Here is a 20,793-nt window from a genome sequence, read left to right as displayed (position 1 = left end):
AGTAAGCAAAAATTGTGAAATATTGTTATCATGATTATTAGGTTTTTGGTGTGACGCATTATGAATTCAACCGACTTTCAATCTATTCTTACCTCTGCGCAACAATACTATGAGCAAAATTTACAAAAAATTGATCAAACATATATTAATAATGTTTTAGAAAAATCTAATGACTTTGAAGTAATATCTTTTGATATTTTTGATACGCTTTTAACTCGATTATTCGAATGTCCTATTGACTTATTCGCTTACGTAGAAAATCAGCTCCAAGTGAATAATAGTAATTTAAAAGATTTTGCTAGAAATAGACTCCTAGCAGAAGCACAAATACGAGATATTTTGCATCGTCAGAAAAATAGAGATGAAGTGACATTAGATGAGATTTATGACTATCTTTTTGATACATATAAATATAATACAAGTTTACTAAATAAAGCAAAAAAGCTAGAGCTAGTAGCCGAGATAGATAGCAATATCAGTATAGAAGATAATAAAAAACTAATTTTAGAATTAAAAAAGCTTGGAAAAAAAATTATATTTGTTTCTGATATTTATTTATCTAAACAATTTATTGAAACTCTTCTTGAAAAGAATCATTTAAACTTATATGACGAATTATATGTCTCATCTGACTTATTATCATCAAAACATAGTGGAAGAATTTGGAAATATGTTTTAGAAAACAATACAGGCTATAAAATATTGCATATAGGCGATAATAAAGTTGCAGATGTTATACAACCTAGAAAATTTCATATAAATACTTATCATTATAAGCGATTTTTAGGACAAAGAAGATTAGGTGCACAGCTTTGTCAAGAAGTAGTCCCTTTTTCATTAATGAATAAGGTGTATCATTTAACTAATGGTATCTACTCTTTGAAAGAGTTTAATGAAGATTCATTCTGGAATGGTTTAGGGGAAACACTTGGAGCTTTAATTTTATATAGTTATACTTCATGGTTAAAAAAACATATTAAAAAAAATGAAATCAACCACATTTATTTTTGTGCAAGAGATGCACAATTAATTCAAAAAGTATGGCAATTACTAGATTTAGATAAAGAATGTAATACAACTTCCAGCTATCTCTATCTTTCAAGAAAAGTCTTACGCTTTCCTACATATTACATAGAACTTAAACAAAATGGAAAACTTTCAAGTGACTCTTTGACTTCAATAGTGAATGAATCTTTACAACATACCGATACTTATATAACATATTTTAATCGTTTAGGAATCGATGCGCAAGATATCTTAAATACTAATTTTGTTCAGAAATTTGGTTCAATCAAAAATGCTTTTGATTTTAAAAAAATTGACAAATTAAAAATATTTATACAAAAAGAATTAACTTCTATTTTGTTAAAAAAATTTGAAGAAGAATATACAGAATCCATAGAATATTTCAAACAAGAAGGGTTATTTGAAGTAAATAAAAAAATAGCGATAATAGATTTAGGTTGGAGTGGCTCAATTCAATTGGCATTGAGTAAATTTCGTTCACATATGGGTATCGAAAGTAAAATATATGGATTCTATTATGGGTTATTTGGACAAACTGCTTCAGGAAGACTTTATAAAAATGGTCCAATGAAAGCTGCTTTTTTTAATATTTTTTCTTCTATATCCGAAAAAAAATTATATCAAAATTGTGTAAATATTTTAGAAAACTTACATTCAGCAGATCATGAAACTACCATAGGTTATAAGAGAGATGAGAAAGATATTTATCCTTGTTTAAAGGATGATAAAAAAAGTATTTATATTGAACAATATCTCCAAAAAATTTCTATTTTTCAGAAAGGTGTGTTAAGTACAATTGAAAAATGGAAAAAAAATAAATCCGTTTATGGTTTGCAAAAAAATTATATCAATACCGAAGTTGCAAAAGCAGCAATTTTTCAAGTTTGTATTTCTCCTCTTAGATATGAACAAACATATTTGGGAAGAATTAAACATTCTGCACTTTTTGATCATCAAATAATGCAATGTTTAATAAACCAACAATTACCTCAGAATCTAAAACAAGTCCGATTTTCATTTGGGGGACCGGGAGGATGGCAATGTGGTACAATTCAGTATTGGAAAGAAAATCGTAAAAAAATTAAACCGCAAGTATATCAATTTGCCCTCCAATATTTTAATGAATATCCTAAGTTAATTAAAAATTTTATTGAAAACTAATTATGTTAAAATCAGCAAATCAACAATTATATCCAATAAACTATTTTGAAAACAATACTGTTGACAATCTGAAAAGGGATGGTTCAGTTGCTATTATAATGAGGACCAAAAATAGGCCCTTATTGTTAACTAGGGCTCTTGAAAGTGTAATTCAACAATCGTATTCTAACTGGCATTTATATTTAATCAATGATGGTGGTGATGCTAAAGAAGTAAATGAGTTGGTTGAGATTAATTTACCTTATTTAAAAGACAAAATAACAGTAATTCATAATTCTACTTCTTTAGGAATGGAAGCTGCATCAAATTGCGGTTTTGATATTGCCACTGAAGAATTCATGGTTGTACATGATGATGATGATTCTTGGCATTATAATTTTTTACAAGAAACAGTAAATCATTTAAATTCCAACCAAAATGCAGTCGCTGTTGTAACAAAATGTTTAGTTATATATGAAGAAATAAATGTAGACACCGTTAAACAGTTACGTACAGAAGATTGGTCTCATTGGCAACAAACTATAGATATAGGGTACTTGTTAAGACAAAATGTTACACCACCAATTTGTCTGTTAATTCGCATGAATGCGGCAAAGCAAATCGGAAAATTTAATGATCAGCTTCCAGTGCTAGGGGACTGGGATTACAATCTAAGATTATTTAGAATAGGTGAAATACATTCTATAAATGAACAATTGGCTTTTTATCATTTAAGGGCTTCTTCTAATAATATATATGGTAATTCAGTCTGCGCGGGGGCAAACCTGCATCATAAATATCAGATAGAATATAGAAACTCAATTGTTAGAAAGGCTTTATCTGATAATTCAGCAAATTATGGTATTTTACATTTACTTATAAACGAAATGGATAAAAAAAATACTGAATTAACAAATAAAATTAATGAATTAAATCATAAAATAAATGATATTCAAGGCAATGTGTGGTATTTAAGAAGAAAATCATTTCCTCTGAAAACAATTGCAGCAAAAATTAGGGATACAATAAGAAAATGGAAGAAAAAATAAAAAAAATTAATATAATTAATTTATTGACGTTATTTTTAGATAAAAAATTTTATTATTGGAGTAATCCTGGCAATTCTGGTGATGCATTGATAGCTCATTCTACTTATTTATTATTTGATTCTTTAAATCTTAATTATGAAATAATAAATGATACATCACTACTCAAAAATCAAACCATATTATTTGCTGGTGGTGGTAATTTAGTTGAAGGAAAATACGATGAAATGTATAAAGAGATTTTAAAATCTGTCAAGAATAATTCCTGTATTGTTCTTCCACATACAGTTTTAGGGTATCCTAATTTATTGAATGAAACTTTTGGAAATTTAAAAATTCTTTGTAGAGAAAATTATTCCTTTAATAACTGTATTTCTAGCCAAGCTAATATGGATAATGTATATTTATCGGATGATATGGCTTTTTATTTCCCGAAATACTATTTTTCAAATTTTGAACAAAAAGGAATAGGCACCGCATACTGCTTTAGAACTGATGGAGAATCAGCAAATCTATTCGATTTACCAAGTAACAATATGGATATTTCTTTATCTTGGAATGGAAGTCTATGGTCTAATAAACATCTAGCTAAACATGTTTCGTTAAGTTTAGCTGGCTATTTGTCGAATTTTGAGACCATTGAAACAGATCGTCTTCATATTGGAATACTAGGTTCTATATTAAAGAAAAAAGTAAAATTATTTGCAAATAATTATTTTAAAAATAAAGCTGTTTATGAAAATTCGTTATTAGAACAGTATCCTCATACTTGTTTTATAGATATTAATCATCTCCATTAAGAGTATCTGAATAAATTTGTTTTATCATTAGTATAAATAGAGTATGTTAATTTTTTTAATATACTCTATTTTAATAATATTTAGTTTTATTGTGGTAAGGTAATTTTTTGATATGAATCTAGGTTTAAAATATTCTTTATCCAATTGCCAAAACTATATTTTTGTATGATTTCAGAATCAATTATAACCATCGGTTTAGCAAGAAATTCTGATAAAAAATTGTAATTTTGTTTTTCCCAAATCATTATATTATTGGGATGAAAAAAATCATAATATTGAACGAATGGGTTAGTTGTAATCAATTTTTTTTGATAATATAATGCTTCAAAAACCCTGAATGATAAACCATGATGTATGGGATTAACTATATCAACTAAAATATCTGAATAATTAATATTAGATATATTTTCATGAAAGCTTAATTTATTTTTAGCTCCAAAAGTAATAAGATTTTTTTGTTTATATTTAGAAATTTTCCAAGGATCGTCTGTTGGAATTATGAATTTTAATTGAATATTATTTTTATTTAATTCAAATGCACAGCTATCAATTGCACTTATCCGTTCATCTATATGTGACCCAACAAAATAAGCAATTTTTCCGGTATGACTAATAGGTTCAGGTTTGTTAACATCAAAATAAAAATTTGTTATTCCACTCAAATGGAATTTCTTAAAATCATTGTTTTGGATATCGTTAGAATCAAATACATAAAAACTATCAAATAAATCAATAGTTGCCAAAACTGCTGGAAACCGGGTTAAACCGTCCCACTGATATCCTATCATTGATTTAGTAACCCTTGTTTTAATGAGTTGCAACAATTTTAAAGGATAAGTATCAGGTCTTATGATTAAAGCATAATCATATAGTTTAGACGATAAATACATTTTTGTATTATCGACTAACAATTTTTCTTTAAGCAAATGTTTATATGAATAATCCCTAAAAAAGATTTTACGTACTAAATGAAATATTCTATCTAAAACATTTTTATATCTAAAATTTTTAATATATTTAGGGTTGCTATCTACAAATGTAACATCAAATTGATAATATTCCAAATTTTTTATTATTTCAGCAAAAATATCATTATGCTTTGGCATAGCAAGAATAATCCGCTTTTTAACCATCCAGTAGCCTCAAAAACTTTAATACTTCCTTTTAATTATACTTTAATCAAATTGATGGTGAAAATATACCCAAAAATTAAAACCTCTATAACACACATTATTTATAGAGTGCATTCTCATGTACAAAATTTTATAATACGTATATATAAAGCGTTATCCCTTTTACGAGAGCCATTTCAAAATAATTAATTTTTTTTGATTTTCTGAAATAAATGTTGTAGGAATGAAATGAATATATTAGTTACAGGCGGAGCTGGTTTTATAGGTTCCGCCCTAATAAGATTTTTGATCGAACATACAAATCATCAGGTTTTGAACTTAGATAAATTAACCTATGCAGGAAATTTAGAATCTTTATCGTCAATAGCACGAAATCCAAGATATCATTTTTATCAAGCAGATATTATTGACTCCTATGCCCTAGCCAAAATTTTTGATAATTTTCAACCTGATGCAGTAATGAATCTGGCGGCAGAAACACATGTCGATAGATCAATTAATGGGGCTTCAAATTTTATTCAGACCAATATAATAGGAACATTCCATTTACTAGAATCTTCTCGTATATATTGGCAAAAATTAAGTAAAGAAAAACGGCTATCTTTTCGTTTTCATCATATATCTACTGACGAAGTATTCGGAGACCTCAAAGATAGTAGTCTTTTTTTTACAGAAATGACACCTTATGCACCTAGCTCACCATATTCTGCCAGTAAAGCCAGTTCAGACCACCTTGTTCGAGCATGGTACCGCACGTATGGTCTGCCCATTATACTTACAAATTGCTCTAATAATTATGGTCCTTATCATTTTCCAGAAAAACTTATACCGCTTAGTATCTTGAATGCTTTATCCGGCAAATTATTACCAATATACGGTAATGGTGAGCAGATAAGAGATTGGTTGTATGTTGATGATCATGTAAGAGCACTTTATACCGTTTTGACAAAAGGTAAAACCGGTGAGAGCTACAATATTGGTGGGCACAACGAACAAAGAAACATCGATGTTGTTAACCAAATATGTGATCTACTTGAAAAATTAGCTCCAAAAAAACCCATTGGAATTAATAAATATAGAGATCTCATTACATATGTTAAAGATAGGCCTGGACATGACATTCGTTATGCAATAGATGCTAGTAAGATTAAGAATGAACTAGGCTGGGTACCAAAAGAAAGTTTTACCTCAGGTTTAACCAAAACTGTTAAATGGTATATTGAAAATCCAGTATGGGTGAAAAACATACAGACTGGCGAATATAAAAATTGGATAAAAAAACAATATAATAATATTTGAAGTATATATATAAAACAGTATTTATTGACTATATACTACTTTTAAGTTGAAATTTAGTTAACAACCTAAATAATTTTAATAAGGTTTGCTTTTTATTAATTTGACAAAATAATTCGCTATAAAACAATTTTTAATGCACATGCGAAATTAATATACTTAGTTAAAATCAATCTGAAAAATTTACATTTAGGTTATAATATTCCCCTTTTACATTAGCTTAAGACTTGCCAGAAAGAAAATCATGAAACGGAAAGGTATTATTCTTGCTGGAGGATCTGGTACGCGGCTGTATCCTATTACATTAGGAACTTCAAAACAGCTATTACCGATTTACGATAAACCTATGATTTACTATCCGTTATCTATTTTGATGATGGCTGGAATTAATGAAATACTTATTATTTCTACTCCAGAGGATTTACCAAATTTTCAGAAACTTTTTCATGATGGTAGCTCTATTGGGATTAAAATTGAATATAAAATACAGCCATCTCCAGATGGTTTAGCCCAAGCATTTATTTTGGGAGAAGAATTCATCGGAGAAGAAAACGTAGCTTTAGTATTAGGAGATAATATATTTTACGGGCAAAGCTTTGGACAACAATTACAAATTGCTTGTAATCAGACTATAGGCGCTACTATATTTGGTTATTATGTTAACGATCCTGAGAGATTTGGTGTTGTAGAATTTGGGGCAAATGGCAAAGTACTTTCAATCGAAGAAAAGCCTTCCCATCCTAAATCCAATTATGCTGTTACCGGATTATATTTTTACGATAATCAGGTTGTTGAAATGGCTAAAACTATACGTCCTTCAGCAAGATCCGAATTTGAGATTACAGATATAAATAATCTTTATTTAAGTCAACAACAATTAAATGTTCAATTGTTAGGAAGAGGTTTTGCATGGTTAGATACAGGTACACATGATTCTTTGATAGATGCCAGCCAATTTGTACAGACTATTGAAAAACGGCAGGGTTTAAAAATTGCATGTTTAGAAGAAATTTCATTCAATAACAAATGGATAACAATTGAACAACTATATGAGCGTGGGAAATTTTTAAATAAAACCAGCTATGGACAATACTTATTAAAATTATACAACGAATATCATAAATAATTGATTATGAATATAATTGACACTCCTATCAAAGATTTATTAATAATTGAGCCTCACATTTTCGAGGACGAACGAGGCTGGTTTATGGAAAGCTTTAATCAACAACTGTTTGAAGAAGCTTTAAATAAACGTCATCTACATAGTCCTGAATTTGTTCAAGACAATCATTCTTTGTCCCATAAAGGTATTATTAGGGGTCTACATTATCAAATTTCACCACACGAACAAGGAAAATTAGTTCGTGTAGTCCAAGGCAGGGCTTGGGATGTAGCTGTTGACATTCGACCTGATTCTATAACATTTGGGCAGTGGTATGGAGTAGAACTATCGGCTGTCAACCATCGACAGTTTTGGATTCCTGCAGGTTTTGCACATGGATTTTTAGCTCTTGAGGATGATACTCAGTTTCTTTATAAAACAACTGATTTTTATTTTAAAGAATGTGAGCGTAATCTTCGCTGGAATGATCCTGAACTAGCCATTTCATGGCCTATCAGTTCTGATATGGTAGTCAGTTATTCACATAAAGATGCTCAGGCTCATGATTTTGCCCATCTTAAAAATTGTTATAGCTAAAATCTTAAAAAGATAATTTATAAATCAATTTAATTTATATTTTTAAATATAATTCTATTTATTAATTCTTGTATAGTTACTGCCATGATCCCATCCTGTTACCTTCGTTAAATCGATTTTACGGTTTATTTTATCATGAAGACTGTTTTTACTTTTATTTGGATTGTTTCAATTCTCATTGTTGCAATAATTATATATTTAACATATCGACACAAATCATTACAAGAACATCAGTCCGTAAAGAAGCAGTTATCAGAAGCCTTGAATGAGTTGATTCGTGTACAAACAGAAGTTAATTATCTTAAGCAAAATAAACAGATCAATGATGAAGAATTGATTCGGTGTCGTCAAGAATTACAAGTTGTATACAAACGCTTGAGTGCTGCAGAAGCAGTAAATGTTCAGTTAACTACTGCACAGGAAGCATTTCAATCAGAATGTGAACAACTGCGGTCTGCCGCCATCGATCTGGCTGCAGCAGAACAGCAGTTACAGGACTGGCAACTGCGTTCTGAGGACTGGCATATTCGTGAACAAAAGTATATAAATGCTGCGGAAAAATTAAATCATATACAAATTGAAAACAGTCGTCTTAACACGCAACTTAAGCTTGAACGCGAAGCCTTTGAGGAGAAGCTGGCTTTATTAAACGAAGCGCGTAATAGCCTCAGCAATCAATTTAAGTCATTAGCTAATGATATTCTGGAAGAAAAAAGTAAACGTTTTAGTGAGCAGAATCAGGCTAGTCTTAGTCTGTTGCTGAATCCTTTACATGAGCGTATGCAGGGATTTAGTCAACTGGTTCAGCATACTTATGAAAAAGAGGCAAAAGAACGTACAACGCTAGAAAATGAACTAAAACACCTGCAGCAGCTTAATGCTCAACTGCATTGTGATGCTAAAGCGCTTACCGATGCTTTAGCCGGTACTCAGAATAAAAATCAGGGTAACTGGGGCGAGATGATTCTGGAAAAGGTATTGGAAAATTCTGGTCTTCAAAAAGGACGTGAGTACGTTCTACAGGCGTCTAATACGATTATTGATGAGTTTGGTCGTCAGCGTCGTTTGCAGCCGGATGTGTTGGTAAATTTACCTGAGAATAAACAGATTGTTATTGATGCTAAAACTTCACTGACAGCTTATGTCCGTTATACTCAGGCAACAGATGCAGCCAGTGCGGAGAAAGCGCTAGCTGCACATATTCAGTCTGTGCGTCATCATATTAAAGAACTCTCGTCTAAATGTTATGATGAAATTGATGGGCTAAATACACTCGATTTTGTGTTTATGTTTATTCCGGTTGAGCCGGCATATCTACTCGCGCTACAGCAGGATAATCAATTGTTCGATGACTGTTTCCAAAAGCGGATTATGCTGGTTGGGCCCAGCACTTTACTGGCAACATTACGTACTATTGCTCATATCTGGCGTAGTGAACAGCAAAATCAGAATGCGCTTACTATTGCAAAAGAAGGCGGTAAGTTGTATGACAAATTTGTTGGCTTTGTGAACACTCTCGAAGGTGTTGGAAAAAATCTGGATCAGGCTCAAGGACAATTTCAGAAAGCTATGGGGCAATTGGTTAACGGGCGTGGTAACCTAGTGAACAGAGCGCAAAAGCTGCGTCAGCTGGGGATACAAAGCAGTAAAAATTTGCCTGAATATTATCAAAAAGGAGAGGAAGATGAAGATGAGCTACTTCTTGCTACCTCAGACTCTCCCTCAGAATGATCTTGTGTTGCCTAATTTCATGAATTTTTCTATACATGAATAATGTTGGCTTACAGCTAAATTAAGCTTTTATTGCAACCTTTGGCTTGTTTAAATCTGGCGTACAATAGCGTTTAATTGTCAGCTTGCTGGCTAAGTAAACTTATACTTCTGCATAAATAATTCGGATTTATGCATTTTCTTAGACATATGTAATTTGCTGTTGGATTATTGCTGTATGACTCAGAACGCTCATCAATCGCCTCCATCTATCTGGCAGCGAATTTTTAGTCAGCATATGCTGATCTGTGTGTTTACAGGTTTCAGTTCAGGTTTGCCACTGTACTTTCTGATAAATCTTGTTCCTGCTTGGCTGCGTAATGAAGGTGTGGATTTAAAGACTATAGGATTGTTTTCTATTATTGGTCTGCCATTCACATGGAAATTTTTATGGTCCCCTCTAATGGATGCTGTGCAATTTCCATGGTTAGGAAGACGGCGTGGATGGATGTTTGTCACACAGTCAGCTTTATTGTTGTCTATTCTCGGTTATATGCTGCTCAGTCCTCAGCAAAATATGAATCTCATTAAAATTTTATCTCTGTTTGTGGCTTTTTTTGCGGCCAGTCAGGATATTGTATTGGATGCATTCCGGCGAGAAATATTACCTGATAGTGAACTAGGACTGGGCAATGCAATCCATGTAAATGCTTATCGTATTGCGGCTCTTGTACCCGGCTCTGTGTCTCTTATTCTGGCAGATATCTATCCTTGGCCGACAGTATTTGCTATTACTGCGTTATTTATGTTGCCGGGTATATTTATGACTTTATTTTTAGCTCACGAACCCACTTTACCGATAACTGTACCCAAAACTTTTAAAGAAACTGTAGTTGAGCCTTTTAAAGAATTTTTTGCACGAAAAGGTGTTAAAAGTGCTTTACTAGTACTGTTTTTTATCTTTTTGTACAAGCTTGGTGACAGTATGGCTACCGCTCTGGCCACACCATTTTATATGGATATGGGTTTTAGTAAGATGGATATTGGTCTGATAGCCAAAAATGCTGGCTTATGGCCAACAATTATCGCCGGAATTCTTGGCGGTATATGGATGATTAAGCTGGGTATAAATCGGGCGCTATGGTTATTCGGTCTAGTTCAGGTTTTTTCTATCCTAGGATTTGCCTGGCTGGCCAGTCAGGGACCTTTTATCCATATTGGTTCTAAAGAGCTTTTTACTTTAGCTTTGGTTATAGGATTTGAAGCTATTGGTGTAGGTTTGGGTACGGCAGCATTTGTAGCCTACATGGCCAAAGAAACTAATCCTGCTTATACTGCTACTCAACTAGCACTGTTTACTAGTCTGGCAGCTGTGCCTAGAACATTGATTAATGCTACTACTGGATATTTGATAAACTGGCTAGGTTATGTGAGCTTTTTCTGGTTATGCTTTTTTCTGGCCATTCCAGGAATGTTGCTGTTGTTGAAGGTCGCACCATGGAATAAAAAAGTAACAGGCATTTAAGCATAACTAAGATTTATTTTGATAAAAAGTTCATTCGGCAGCAATTTAATATCATATAGATAGTGTTTTTCACCCAAATTTCTATATATTATTTGCGAAAAAACTTTGTCTAAATTATAAATTCATTAGAAAATACGGCTGCTGGTTAGATTAATGCAAAAATGGATTATGCTGCTTTTCGTGACCTATGGTAGTCATGGGGCCATGGCCTGGTAATACGCGGGTATCATCAGGCAAAGATAATAGCTTTTCCTGAATACCGCGGATTAGATCAGAATGATTACCACCAGGGAAATCTGTACGGCCGATAGATTCTCGAAATAACACATCACCAGCTATCAGCAACTTATTAGCCTGACTGTAAAATACAACATGGCCTGGAGTGTGGCCTGGTATGTGAAAAACGATAAATGTATGCTCACCTACTTTTAATGCTTCTCCTTCCTTTAACCAGCGTGTTGGTATAAATGGCTGACTAATGGGAAAACCATAACTGGCAGTCACATCTGGCAACGCCTGCAACCAGTAGTTGTCAGCTTGATGCGGCCCCAAAACGGGTACCGGCTGTAAGGTAGTTAATTCTTCTACGCCGCTTGCATGGTCAAGGTGCCCATGTGTTAACCAAATAGCTTTTAAGTTCAGCTGATGTGTTTCAACTGCCTCCAGTAAGCGTTCAGCTTCACCACCTACATCTGTTAATACAGCTTCTTTGCTGACATCATCCCATAATAATGCAGCATTCTGTTGAAATGGTGTTACGGGTAAGATCTGCACGTTTAAAGCCATTTTTACCTCGCTTATCAGTTATAACAATACAGCTTTGCTTAAAAAATACAGGCTCATGAAGAGCAGCAGACAAGCAAAACATTTTTTCAGCTTTCTAGGTGAAAGATAATGCGCCACTTTAGCACCCTGTCTGGCTGTGATAAAACTTATGAAACTGATGCCAATAAACGCATAAATATGAACATATCCTATAGTATGTTCAATATGAATTTGTTCATGGGCACCAAAAAACATAAAGCCTATGGCACCTGCAAGCGCAATTGGTAGACCACATGCGGCAGAAGTACCTATAGCTTGCTGCATAGCTAGTCCGCTTCGATTTAGATAAGGTACAGTTAGACTGCCTCCGCCAATACCAAACAAAGCTGACGCAATACCGATGATTACACCTGCCAACCAGTGCCAGCGAGAATTAACCAACTGAGTTTGCTGTAAATTTTGTTGACTGCAGGCGGTGCGAAACATATTGATACCAACCATAAGGGTAAAAATACCAATAACCAGTTGAAGCTTTTCTCCTGATAATGCATCTGCGATGGCTGCACCGCCAAACGAACCCAATACAAGACCAGGTGTTAAACGCCCAACAACTGGCCAGATTACTGCATGATTTTTGTTATGCGCCAGCATGGAACTAATAGAAGTAACCATGATGGTTGCTAGAGAAGTACCCAGCGCCAGATGCATCGTGACCGCTTCACCATAACCTGCATGCATAAAGACGATATACAGAATAGGTACAACAATCAAACCACCCCCAACGCCAAACAGTCCAGCAGCGAAGCCTGCTACAGCACCTATTAATAAATAAGTAAGCAGTTCCATAAATTAGCTTAATTACAATTTTTGGTCAGAAGATAAACAAAAATAGTAGCTTTTGTATCAAAGCCATGGAAAAAATTAATGGCGGAAGTGGCGCACACCTGTGACCACCATGGCAATTCCATGTTCATTGGCAGCAGCTATTACTTCTTCATCGCGAACAGAACCACCGGGCTGGATAATGGCTTTGATACCTTGTGCAGCAATCACATCCACACCGTCTCTAAATGGAAAAAAAGCATCTGAAGCGGCACAGGCACCGTTTAATTCGAAGCCAGCATCCTGTGCTTTTCGCGCAGCAATTCGCGTGGAATCGACACGGCTCATTTGTCCTGCGCCGATACCATACGTCTGCCCGTTTTTACCAAATACAATAGCATTAGATTTCACATACTTAGCTACATTCCATACAAATAGTAAGTCTTTAATTTCCTGTTCGCTGGGTACTCTTGCTGTTACGACCTTTAAATCACCTGCATCGATATAATGCCTGTCAGGTGTCTGCACCAGCAGACCACCACCCACACGTTTTAATTCAAACTGATTTGCTCCGGCAGACAAAGGAATTTCCAGTACTCGGACATTCTTTTTGGCCGCTATGATGACTTTGGCTTCGTCTGTGAAAGCAGGAGCCAATAAAACTTCTAGGAACTGACCGGTTACGGCTTCTACAGTGGCCGCATCTACTTCACGATTGAAGGCAATAATTCCTCCAAATGCACTGGTTGTATCGGTCGCCAGCGCTAATTGGTAAGCAGTTAGAGTGTCACTGGCTATGGCAACGCCACAAGGATTAGCATGTTTGACAATAACACAGGCCGGCTGAGTAAAAGATTTGACTGTTTCCCATGCTGCATCGGCGTCCGCAATATTGTTGTAAGATAATTCTTTTCCCTGCAATTGCTGATATTTAGCGAGACTGCCTTCAGCAGGCTGCAACTCTCGGTAAAAGGCAGCCTGCTGATGTGGATTTTCGCCATAGCGTAAATCCTGAATTTTCAGCCAGCTTTGGTTATATTGCTGGGAAAAGGTTTGTAAATCTGGTATTCCAGATAAATTCTTATCGTCAATGCGTGTCAGATAATTGGCAATCATGCCATCATATTGAGCTGTATGCGCAAAAGCTTTGCGTGCTAGATTAAATCGGGTTTGCTCAGACAGGTCACTTTGCTTTCTGATTTCATCGATTATAGCAGCATAATCATTACTATCAGTTACAATAGCCACATCACGCCAGTTTTTGGCGGCAGAGCGAACCATTGCAGGACCGCCGATATCGATATTTTCGATAGCGTCTTCCAATGTACAATCCTGCTTCGCAACAGTTGCAGCAAAAGGGTACAGGTTTACACATACAAGATCTATGGTTCCGATAGCTTGTGCTGCAAGCTGATTCATGTGTTTAGCATTATCACGCCGTGCCAGAATACCACCATGGATTTTAGGGTGTAGTGTCTTTACTCGCCCATCCAGCATTTCCGGAAATCCAGTATGGTCTGCTACTTCAGTCACCGCTATATTTTCTTTGGCCAATAGACTGGCAGTTCCTCCAGTTGACAGTAATTCAACGCCCAGTTGTACTAACTGACGCGCAAAATCAACCACACCAGTTTTATCAGACACACTTATCAGTGCCCGTTTGATTCCCACCATAACATCTCCCTTAGTATTCAGTTAAAACTGCCTCAGTCCAGCAAATGATACTGCATTAATTTTTTTCGCAAAGTATTGCGATTGAGACCTAGAATTTGTGCAGCGCGAGTCTGGTTGTGTTCACAAACATCCATCACACAACGCAACAATGGTAATTCCATCTGCTGCAACACCATATCATAAACAGCACAAGGTGTTTCTCCATCCAGATCTGCAAAATATTGCCTTACATTGACCTCTATACATTGAGCGATACTTACTTTGGGTGCTTCACTCATTTATATTATCCTCGTATGACAAGGCAAATAGTTACTGCTGCCGATAGGAGCAAGGCCATACCGATAGTTGTGCTACCTGCCTGTCTAAAAAATCATTAATCAGCTGTAACTGAATCTTCGCATCGTTCACGCTATTGACCTGCTTGCGAAAATGCTCGCCCTGCGGTAAGGCAGCGACGTACCAGCCAATATGCTTACGGGCAATACGGACACCCGTTATATCACCATAGAATTGATGCATAGCCACAATATGTCCTACTATAACCTGTGCATGCTCCGCTACCGTCAAAGAGGGGGGCAAACATCCATGCTGATGATAATGCACAAGATCTCGAAACAGCCACGGTTGCCCCTGAGCTGCGCGCCCCACCATCACGCCATCAGCCTCAGTCTGCTGCCATACTTTTAAGGCTTTTTGTGGACTGGTTATATCTCCATTAACCCACAATGGCAGGTTTATTTGCTGACGTATCTGAGCAATCAGATCATAACTCGCTTCACCACGATACATTTGTGTACGTGTACGGCCATGTACCGCCAGAGCGGCAATTCCTGCCTCTTGCGCCAGATGGGCAATGGTTAGTATATTGCGATGCTCATCATCCCACCCAAGCCTTGTTTTCAAAGTTACAGGCACATCTACTGCATTAACTACAGCCTGTAAAATTGCTTCAACCAATGATTCATTCTGTAATAAAGCACTGCCTGACAGTACATTACATACCTTTTTGGCTGGACAACCCATATTGATATCAATGACGTCTGCACCACGTGCAACATTATAGCGTGCAGCTTCTGCCAGTTGCTGCGGTTCACTTCCAGCTATCTGAACTACCTTGATACCGCTTTCACCCTTATAATCGGCACGCTGCAAAGTTTTACGAGTATATTGCAAGCTTGGATCACTGGTAATCATTTCACTGACTGCCCAGCCGGCTCCGAACTCGCGGCATAGCTGGCGAAAGGGTTTATCAGTTATACCAGCCATGGGAGCCAACGCAACAGGGGCTGTCAGCTGATAACAACCTATTTGCATATTCAGTAGACTAATTATGGGAAATCAATATTCAGAGGTGAATTATTGTACATTTTTTAGGCAATCACTCCAAATATAAATACCAATATTTAACCAAAGAGAGGTTATGCTGCATCCTTTCTACTACTCGTAAAATGGAAATTTCGTTCTAAGCAGAAGCCATTACAGCAAAGTTTTTATGTAGGATATTAAATTAAATTTTCAACCAACTAAAGACACCAGCAATGACCAAAAAGCTGCTAATGAAGAAATATTATAACTGACGAACAACAGATTTAATTATTGAATTGATTCGCATATAACTAAAATTAGCTACTGAAAACTGACTAAAATCAATATAAGAAAACGTCCAACGAAAATAGGTTTTAAACTAAATCATCATGTATTAACAATTGAATCAATATAATGTTGAAAAAAGCATAACACCTAATTTTTTCTGGCTATTAGATTAGTTTCTATTTAATTTGCAACTGCAACCACAAGAATTTATGTCAAATATGCTTAGAAGATTTAGAACATTGAAACCAAGCCTAAACCAGAATTTTAGCTAAAAACTAAACGACCCAATCAAGAATGTGTTGCTGAATTTTGGCAGCACTCAGTCCCATCTGGTTTAATAGCTGAGCTGAATCACCATGCTCAGTTACAATATCAGGTATGCCCAGTGTGAGAACCGGTTTGACTAAATTATGCTGTGCCAGCACTTCAAGCACTGCACTGCCAGCCCCACCAATCCTACTATTTTCTTCAACGGTCACCAAATAATCATGTTCAGCAGCCAGATGAAGTAAAAGTTCGGTATCCAGTGGTTTAACAAACCGCATATCAGCCACTGTAGCATCGATAGCATCCGCTACACACATAGCAGCTGATACCATACTTCCAAATGCAATTAAAGCAATCCTTTGCCCCTGACGACGTACTACCCCCTTACCAATTGCTACAGTTGCCAAATTCGTACCAGCTGGTACACCTGTACCTGCCCCTCTAGGATAGCGTACAGCAGCTGGCTGATTGAGCTGGTAACAGCTAGATAGCAGTAAACGACATTCATGTTCATCGCTTGGTACGGCAATAACCAAATTAGGCACACAACGAAGGTAGCTTAAATCATAAACACCTGCATGTGTCGGACCATCAGCACCTACAATTCCGCCACGGTCAATGGCAAACAAAACTGGTAAATTTTGCAAAGCAACATCGTGAATGAGCTGATCATACGCACGTTGTAGAAAAGTGGAATAAATAGCTACTACCGGCTTCATTTGCTCACAAGCCAGACCTGCCGCAAACGTGACTGCATGCTGCTCCGCAATTCCGACATCAAAATAACGTTCTGGATAACGACGAGCAAACTCCACCAGTCCACTGCCTTCTCGCATAGCAGGGGTAATAGCCAGCAGTTTTTTATCTGCCGCTGCCTGATCAATTATCCATTGGCTGAATATCTGGGTATAAGTCGGATTAGAAGCATTTGCACCAGATGAATACAGGCCCTGAGCCGGATCAAAAGCACTGACTGCGTGAAAAGTTACAGGATCATTTTCTGCCAGTTTGTAACCTTGGCCTTTTTTGGTAATGATATGCAATAATTGCGGCCCTTTCCGGTTGCGCATATCCTGAAGTACATCTACAAGCTGAATAACATCATGTCCATCAACTGGTCCGGAATAAGTAAAGCCAAAATTATCGAATAAGGACAGCGTTTCCGAAGTGGTACTTTCTTCAATTAGGCCTTTGATTTTGTTTTCTACCCGCTGCGCTACATCTAGAGCCCCGGGTACCATACCCAAAACCTTTTCTGATTTTTGCTTGATTGATTTCACCAGTCCTTTAACATCATGCAAAGGATTTCTGGCCAGATATTTCGGAAGAGCACCAACATTAGGAGAAATAGACATCTCATTGTCATTTAAAATAACAAGTAAATCCACGTCCATATCACCAGCATTATTCAACGCTTCAAACGCCTGCCCTGCTGTCATAGCACCATCACCAATAATCGCCACACTTCGATTGTTTCTGTGCTGCAATTTATCGGCCACCGCCATACCCAATGCCGCACCGATAGAGGTAGAAGAATGGCCTACACCAAATACGTCGTATTCAGATTCACTGCGTTTCGGAAATCCAGCCAGACCGCCAAACTGGCGCATCGTAGCCATTTTTCCTTTACGTCCGGTCAAAATTTTATGCGGATAACTCTGATGACCCACATCCCATACCAAATGATCCTGTGGCGTCTGGTACACATAGTGTAGGGCTACAGTTAACTCAACTGCACCCAAATTACTCGCAAAGTGCCCCCCTGTCTTGCTTACTGATTCCAGCAAATACGCACGCAATTCATCTGCCAGTTGGGGTAACTGGCTTTTTTGCAAACGACGCAAATCCTGTGGTAGATCAATTGTATCAAGGAGAGGGGTAGGATTCATGATCAGACTTTACTTATTATGAATAAATTCAGACAATATAGGCTATTAGCACTAGCAATCTGATTGCTAGCGCAATTATATACTAGCCTACCCCCTGTTCGGGGGTATTCATTCTATGTCAGGACATTATTTCTATCTAGATTAATTATAAATAATTAGCACCTCGAGTCACATAAGTTCTGCGACAAGAGGCAGTAACTACCTTAAGAAATTATTCACGATGGTAGGGATGATTATGCAGAATAGACTGAGCACGATATAGCTGCTCAGTCAGCAACACCCTTACCATACCGTGTGGTAAAGTCAGGCTCGACAATCGCATCAACATATTTGCCCGCTGCTTCAAATTGGTCGTCATGCCATCAGCTCCACCAATAATAAAACACAGATTGTCGCCCTGCTGTTGCCATTTTTTTAAACTATCGGCCAGTTCCATTGAAGTGGGTGCCTTACCACGCTCATCCAATACAATCAGATAACTATGTGCGGGTATGGCTGCAACAATGCGCTGTTCTTCAGCTGCCATAGCCTGCGCGGCATTAACACCGGCACCTCGTTTTTCAGGTTTGATTTCTTTAAGCTGAAACTGAATTTCTCGGCCAAATCTTTTGCTGTAATCACGCACCGCATGATCCACCCATTGCGGCATCTTCGTTCCTACAGCCAATATAGTAATATTCATTCAATCACAAAAAACATTAGAATCTGTCAATCAGCAGCCTGCCATGGTTTAGCTGCGCCAGCATGAAAAGAAGGCTTCTCACCACCCCATAATGCTTCTATATCATAATAATCACGCACCGCTGGCTGCATTACATGTACGACAAGATCACCTGCATCAACCAGAGCCCATTCACCACTATCCAGCCCCTCAGTACTGATTATTTCATAACCAGCTTCTTTTAATTCTACAGCCACATTGTTAGCCAGCGCTTTTACCTGACGCGTACTGTCACCACTGGCAATAATCATTCGCGAAAACAGCGAAGTTTGTGCTGAAGTATCCAACACAGTAATATCTTTACCTTTAATATCTTCAAGTGCATCCACGCAAATGGCAACCATATTGTCCCATTGAGCGATAAGATTTTCATCCATACTGTTTATTTCCTAATGTATAAAAAAGCATTTCCTGCTCGAAAATGCATTAAAACAGGCAAATTATGCCCGATAAAGGTTTTCTTGGTCGATATATTGGGCTACCGTAGCCGGTACATCATCATGCTTCCCTTTTGACCATTCTGCACGAATTTCATGGGAACTTACCGGTAAAAATGATGCCTGTAATAATTTAGCCCGACCGCCATCCGCACCGTCTGGTGCAATCAAATTCTTAGCCAAAGCTTCTGGTAGCCAACCCTGTAAATCATTCGGCAACTCAGTTAAACCTTGTTCGCCACGCTGAGCAATAGCTAGATTCACACTTTGCAATAAAGCCTGATAACGATACCATTTAGGCAATTGTAATAATGAATCCATACCCAGCAACCACCATAACTGTGTCTGTGTAAACACCTGTCGAAATAAAGAAACCGTATCAATCGTATAGGTAGGCCCTTTGCGTCGCACATCACAATCAGAAACACTGAAACGTTTATCCATAGCAATTACCTGCTCTACCATGCACAACCGTTGTTCTGCGGTTGAATTAGACTGTCTCAGTTTATGATATGGATCACCAGCCGGAATAAATATCACATTATCCAGCTTTAATTCATCTGCAAAAGCCTGCGCAATATGAATATGGCCATTGTGTGGTGGATCGAACGTACCACCAAACAAACCAACTCGTTTCATACTTTATTTCCATTCACCACAATATTCAGTTTTCCCGTAATGGGATGGATCACCAGACCGTGTACCTTTATTTCACTCGGCATCAACGGATGCTTACGTATCATATTAACAGAATGCATAATCGCGTCTTCCACACTATCAAAATCTGTCAACCACTTATGAAAATCCACACCAGCATTCTCCAGTATCTCCAAACGTTCATCACTGATACCACGTGCCCGCATACGATCCAACATATCTGGTACATGTAACTCCTGCATACCACAGTCATAATGCCCAATTACCATGATTTCGTGTACGTTCATTTCAAAGACTGCCACCAGCAACGAGCGCATCACTGAGCCCCACGGATGAGTAACCAAAGCACCGGCATTGCGAATCACTTTGGCATCCCCATTTTTCAATCCTAGCGCCCGAGGCAGCAAATCCAGAATTCTTGCGTCCATACAAGACACAATGGCCAGATTTTTTTCTGGATATTTGTCAGTAAAAAACTGCTCGTATTCTTCAGCATCCACAAATTTCTGATTAAAGTCCATAATCTCATCAATTAAAGACATCATTTCTCCATTATCATTTATATAAATCAGTGATTACGAATCATATCG

19 protein-coding genes are annotated in these 20,793 nt (G+C 36.7%); 8 read left to right on the top strand and 11 right to left on the bottom strand.

The annotated features are described in order from the left end of the window. Window positions 1–60 precede the first annotated feature (60 nt). From BHC43_RS04970 to BHC43_RS04960, 3 genes are read left to right on the top strand one after another with little or no spacing between them, the layout of a single operon-like run. Window positions 61–2,187, top strand: coding sequence for an HAD-IA family hydrolase (locus tag BHC43_RS04970; RefSeq protein ID WP_100156678.1), 2,127 nt, complete (start codon window positions 61–63; stop codon window positions 2,185–2,187). 2 nt (window positions 2,188–2,189) lie between these two features. Then, entirely contained in the window at window positions 2,190–3,215 is a 1,026-nt protein-coding gene (locus BHC43_RS04965) for a glycosyltransferase (RefSeq protein WP_100156677.1), read from the top strand. Then, window positions 3,200–4,012 (top strand): polysaccharide pyruvyl transferase family protein, encoded by an 813-nt coding sequence (locus BHC43_RS04960; protein ID WP_100156676.1) that lies wholly within the window; start codon window positions 3,200–3,202, stop codon window positions 4,010–4,012. Before BHC43_RS04965 ends, BHC43_RS04960 begins: the two co-directional genes overlap by 16 nt. Window positions 4,013–4,098: 86 nt before the next feature. On the opposite strand, the gene BHC43_RS04955 is transcribed toward BHC43_RS04960, so the two are convergent. Beyond that, on the bottom strand, window positions 4,099–5,145 hold the full coding sequence (locus BHC43_RS04955) for a hypothetical protein (RefSeq protein ID WP_100156675.1): 1,047 nt from the start codon (window positions 5,143–5,145) through the stop codon (window positions 4,099–4,101). A 228-nt stretch (window positions 5,146–5,373) separates the two neighbouring features. On the opposite strand from BHC43_RS04955, the gene rfbB reads away from it, so the two are divergent. The 5 genes from rfbB (at window position 5,374) to BHC43_RS04930 (ending at window position 11,378) form a co-directional block, all read left to right on the top strand. Further along, the gene (rfbB, locus tag BHC43_RS04950; RefSeq protein WP_100156674.1) at window positions 5,374–6,444 is read left to right on the top strand and encodes a dTDP-glucose 4,6-dehydratase; all 1,071 of its coding nucleotides are present in this window, start codon (window positions 5,374–5,376) and stop codon (window positions 6,442–6,444) included. 241 nt (window positions 6,445–6,685) lie between these two features. After that, window positions 6,686–7,567: a glucose-1-phosphate thymidylyltransferase RfbA gene (gene rfbA / locus BHC43_RS04945; protein ID WP_100151555.1), complete on the top strand. Its 882-nt coding sequence runs from the start codon at window positions 6,686–6,688 to the stop codon at window positions 7,565–7,567. Window positions 7,568–7,573: 6 nt separating this feature from the next. Continuing rightward, the gene (gene rfbC, locus BHC43_RS04940; protein WP_100151554.1) at window positions 7,574–8,143 is read left to right on the top strand and encodes a dTDP-4-dehydrorhamnose 3,5-epimerase; all 570 of its coding nucleotides are present in this window, start codon (window positions 7,574–7,576) and stop codon (window positions 8,141–8,143) included. A 261-nt stretch (window positions 8,144–8,404) separates the two neighbouring features. Further along, window positions 8,405–9,874, top strand: a complete 1,470-nt coding sequence (gene rmuC / locus BHC43_RS04935) for a DNA recombination protein RmuC (RefSeq protein WP_257377986.1) — start codon at window positions 8,405–8,407, stop codon at window positions 9,872–9,874. A 217-nt stretch (window positions 9,875–10,091) separates the two neighbouring features. Continuing rightward, window positions 10,092–11,378: an AmpG family muropeptide MFS transporter gene (locus BHC43_RS04930; RefSeq protein WP_100156672.1), complete on the top strand. Its 1,287-nt coding sequence runs from the start codon at window positions 10,092–10,094 to the stop codon at window positions 11,376–11,378. A 150-nt stretch (window positions 11,379–11,528) separates the two neighbouring features. Here BHC43_RS04930 and BHC43_RS04925 read toward each other — a convergent pair whose 3' ends face one another. From BHC43_RS04925 to BHC43_RS04880, 10 genes are all read right to left on the bottom strand, one after another. Continuing rightward, the gene (locus tag BHC43_RS04925) at window positions 11,529–12,164 is read right to left on the bottom strand and encodes an MBL fold metallo-hydrolase (protein WP_100141145.1); all 636 of its coding nucleotides are present in this window, start codon (window positions 12,162–12,164) and stop codon (window positions 11,529–11,531) included. Between the two features lie 18 nt (window positions 12,165–12,182). Beyond that, the gene (locus tag BHC43_RS04920) at window positions 12,183–12,989 is read right to left on the bottom strand and encodes a sulfite exporter TauE/SafE family protein (RefSeq protein WP_100156671.1); all 807 of its coding nucleotides are present in this window, start codon (window positions 12,987–12,989) and stop codon (window positions 12,183–12,185) included. Window positions 12,990–13,064: 75 nt separating this feature from the next. Then, the gene (gene purH / locus BHC43_RS04915; protein WP_100156670.1) at window positions 13,065–14,639 is read right to left on the bottom strand and encodes a bifunctional phosphoribosylaminoimidazolecarboxamide formyltransferase/IMP cyclohydrolase; all 1,575 of its coding nucleotides are present in this window, start codon (window positions 14,637–14,639) and stop codon (window positions 13,065–13,067) included. 32 nt (window positions 14,640–14,671) lie between these two features. Beyond that, window positions 14,672–14,917 (bottom strand): helix-turn-helix domain-containing protein, encoded by a 246-nt coding sequence (locus BHC43_RS04910; RefSeq protein WP_100141142.1) that lies wholly within the window; start codon window positions 14,915–14,917, stop codon window positions 14,672–14,674. 31 nt (window positions 14,918–14,948) lie between these two features. Next, window positions 14,949–15,953 carry a tRNA dihydrouridine synthase DusB gene (gene dusB, locus BHC43_RS04905; protein ID WP_100156669.1) on the bottom strand — a complete coding sequence of 335 codons (1,005 nt, stop codon included), beginning with the start codon at window positions 15,951–15,953 and terminating at the stop codon, window positions 14,949–14,951. 554 nt (window positions 15,954–16,507) lie between these two features. Then, on the bottom strand, window positions 16,508–18,388 hold the full coding sequence (gene dxs / locus BHC43_RS04900) for a 1-deoxy-D-xylulose-5-phosphate synthase (RefSeq protein ID WP_100156668.1): 1,881 nt from the start codon (window positions 18,386–18,388) through the stop codon (window positions 16,508–16,510). Between the two features lie 211 nt (window positions 18,389–18,599). Continuing rightward, window positions 18,600–19,070 carry a 23S rRNA (pseudouridine(1915)-N(3))-methyltransferase RlmH gene (gene rlmH / locus BHC43_RS04895; protein ID WP_100156667.1) on the bottom strand — a complete coding sequence of 157 codons (471 nt, stop codon included), beginning with the start codon at window positions 19,068–19,070 and terminating at the stop codon, window positions 18,600–18,602. A 26-nt stretch (window positions 19,071–19,096) separates the two neighbouring features. Further along, window positions 19,097–19,486: a ribosome silencing factor gene (gene rsfS / locus BHC43_RS04890; RefSeq protein WP_100141138.1), complete on the bottom strand. Its 390-nt coding sequence runs from the start codon at window positions 19,484–19,486 to the stop codon at window positions 19,097–19,099. Window positions 19,487–19,549: 63 nt separating this feature from the next. After that, a complete protein-coding gene (nadD, locus tag BHC43_RS04885; protein WP_100156666.1) occupies window positions 19,550–20,185 on the bottom strand; it encodes a nicotinate-nucleotide adenylyltransferase in 636 nt (211 codons plus the stop codon). Next, window positions 20,182–20,745 carry a beta-class carbonic anhydrase gene (locus tag BHC43_RS04880; RefSeq protein ID WP_100141136.1) on the bottom strand — a complete coding sequence of 188 codons (564 nt, stop codon included), beginning with the start codon at window positions 20,743–20,745 and terminating at the stop codon, window positions 20,182–20,184. Before BHC43_RS04880 ends, nadD begins: the two co-directional genes overlap by 4 nt. Window positions 20,746–20,793 lie beyond the last annotated feature (48 nt).

The sequence above is a fragment of the Snodgrassella alvi genome (assembly GCF_002777855.1).
Classification (GTDB): Bacteria; Pseudomonadota; Gammaproteobacteria; order Burkholderiales; family Neisseriaceae; genus Snodgrassella; species Snodgrassella alvi_E.
The sequence above is the reverse complement of the archived record's forward strand: the minus strand, read 5'-3'. Positions and strand labels throughout refer to the sequence as shown.

What these genes read in the sequence shown, in the direction of transcription:
- purH (WP_100156670.1), bottom strand. Translation starts at nt 14,639, where the DNA reads ATGGTGGGAATCAAACGGGCACTGATAAGTGTGTCTGATAAAACTGGT.
- BHC43_RS04965 (WP_100156677.1), top strand. Translation starts at nt 2,190, where the DNA reads ATGTTAAAATCAGCAAATCAACAATTATATCCAATAAACTATTTTGAA.
- rfbC (WP_100151554.1), top strand. Translation starts at nt 7,574, where the DNA reads ATGAATATAATTGACACTCCTATCAAAGATTTATTAATAATTGAGCCT.
- BHC43_RS04970 (WP_100156678.1), top strand. Translation starts at nt 61, where the DNA reads ATGAATTCAACCGACTTTCAATCTATTCTTACCTCTGCGCAACAATAC.
- BHC43_RS04880 (WP_100141136.1), bottom strand. Translation starts at nt 20,745, where the DNA reads ATGTCTTTAATTGATGAGATTATGGACTTTAATCAGAAATTTGTGGAT.
- BHC43_RS04960 (WP_100156676.1), top strand. Translation starts at nt 3,200, where the DNA reads ATGGAAGAAAAAATAAAAAAAATTAATATAATTAATTTATTGACGTTA.
- dusB (WP_100156669.1), bottom strand. Translation starts at nt 15,953, where the DNA reads ATGCAAATAGGTTGTTATCAGCTGACAGCCCCTGTTGCGTTGGCTCCC.
- rlmH (WP_100156667.1), bottom strand. Translation starts at nt 19,070, where the DNA reads ATGAATATTACTATATTGGCTGTAGGAACGAAGATGCCGCAATGGGTG.
- BHC43_RS04925 (WP_100141145.1), bottom strand. Translation starts at nt 12,164, where the DNA reads ATGGCTTTAAACGTGCAGATCTTACCCGTAACACCATTTCAACAGAAT.
- dxs (WP_100156668.1), bottom strand. Translation starts at nt 18,388, where the DNA reads ATGAATCCTACCCCTCTCCTTGATACAATTGATCTACCACAGGATTTG.
- rfbA (WP_100151555.1), top strand. Translation starts at nt 6,686, where the DNA reads ATGAAACGGAAAGGTATTATTCTTGCTGGAGGATCTGGTACGCGGCTG.
- rsfS (WP_100141138.1), bottom strand. Translation starts at nt 19,486, where the DNA reads ATGGATGAAAATCTTATCGCTCAATGGGACAATATGGTTGCCATTTGC.
- BHC43_RS04920 (WP_100156671.1), bottom strand. Translation starts at nt 12,989, where the DNA reads ATGGAACTGCTTACTTATTTATTAATAGGTGCTGTAGCAGGCTTCGCT.
- rfbB (WP_100156674.1), top strand. Translation starts at nt 5,374, where the DNA reads ATGAATATATTAGTTACAGGCGGAGCTGGTTTTATAGGTTCCGCCCTA.
- BHC43_RS04910 (WP_100141142.1), bottom strand. Translation starts at nt 14,917, where the DNA reads ATGAGTGAAGCACCCAAAGTAAGTATCGCTCAATGTATAGAGGTCAAT.
- BHC43_RS04955 (WP_100156675.1), bottom strand. Translation starts at nt 5,145, where the DNA reads ATGGTTAAAAAGCGGATTATTCTTGCTATGCCAAAGCATAATGATATT.
- nadD (WP_100156666.1), bottom strand. Translation starts at nt 20,185, where the DNA reads ATGAAACGAGTTGGTTTGTTTGGTGGTACGTTCGATCCACCACACAAT.
- BHC43_RS04930 (WP_100156672.1), top strand. Translation starts at nt 10,092, where the DNA reads ATGACTCAGAACGCTCATCAATCGCCTCCATCTATCTGGCAGCGAATT.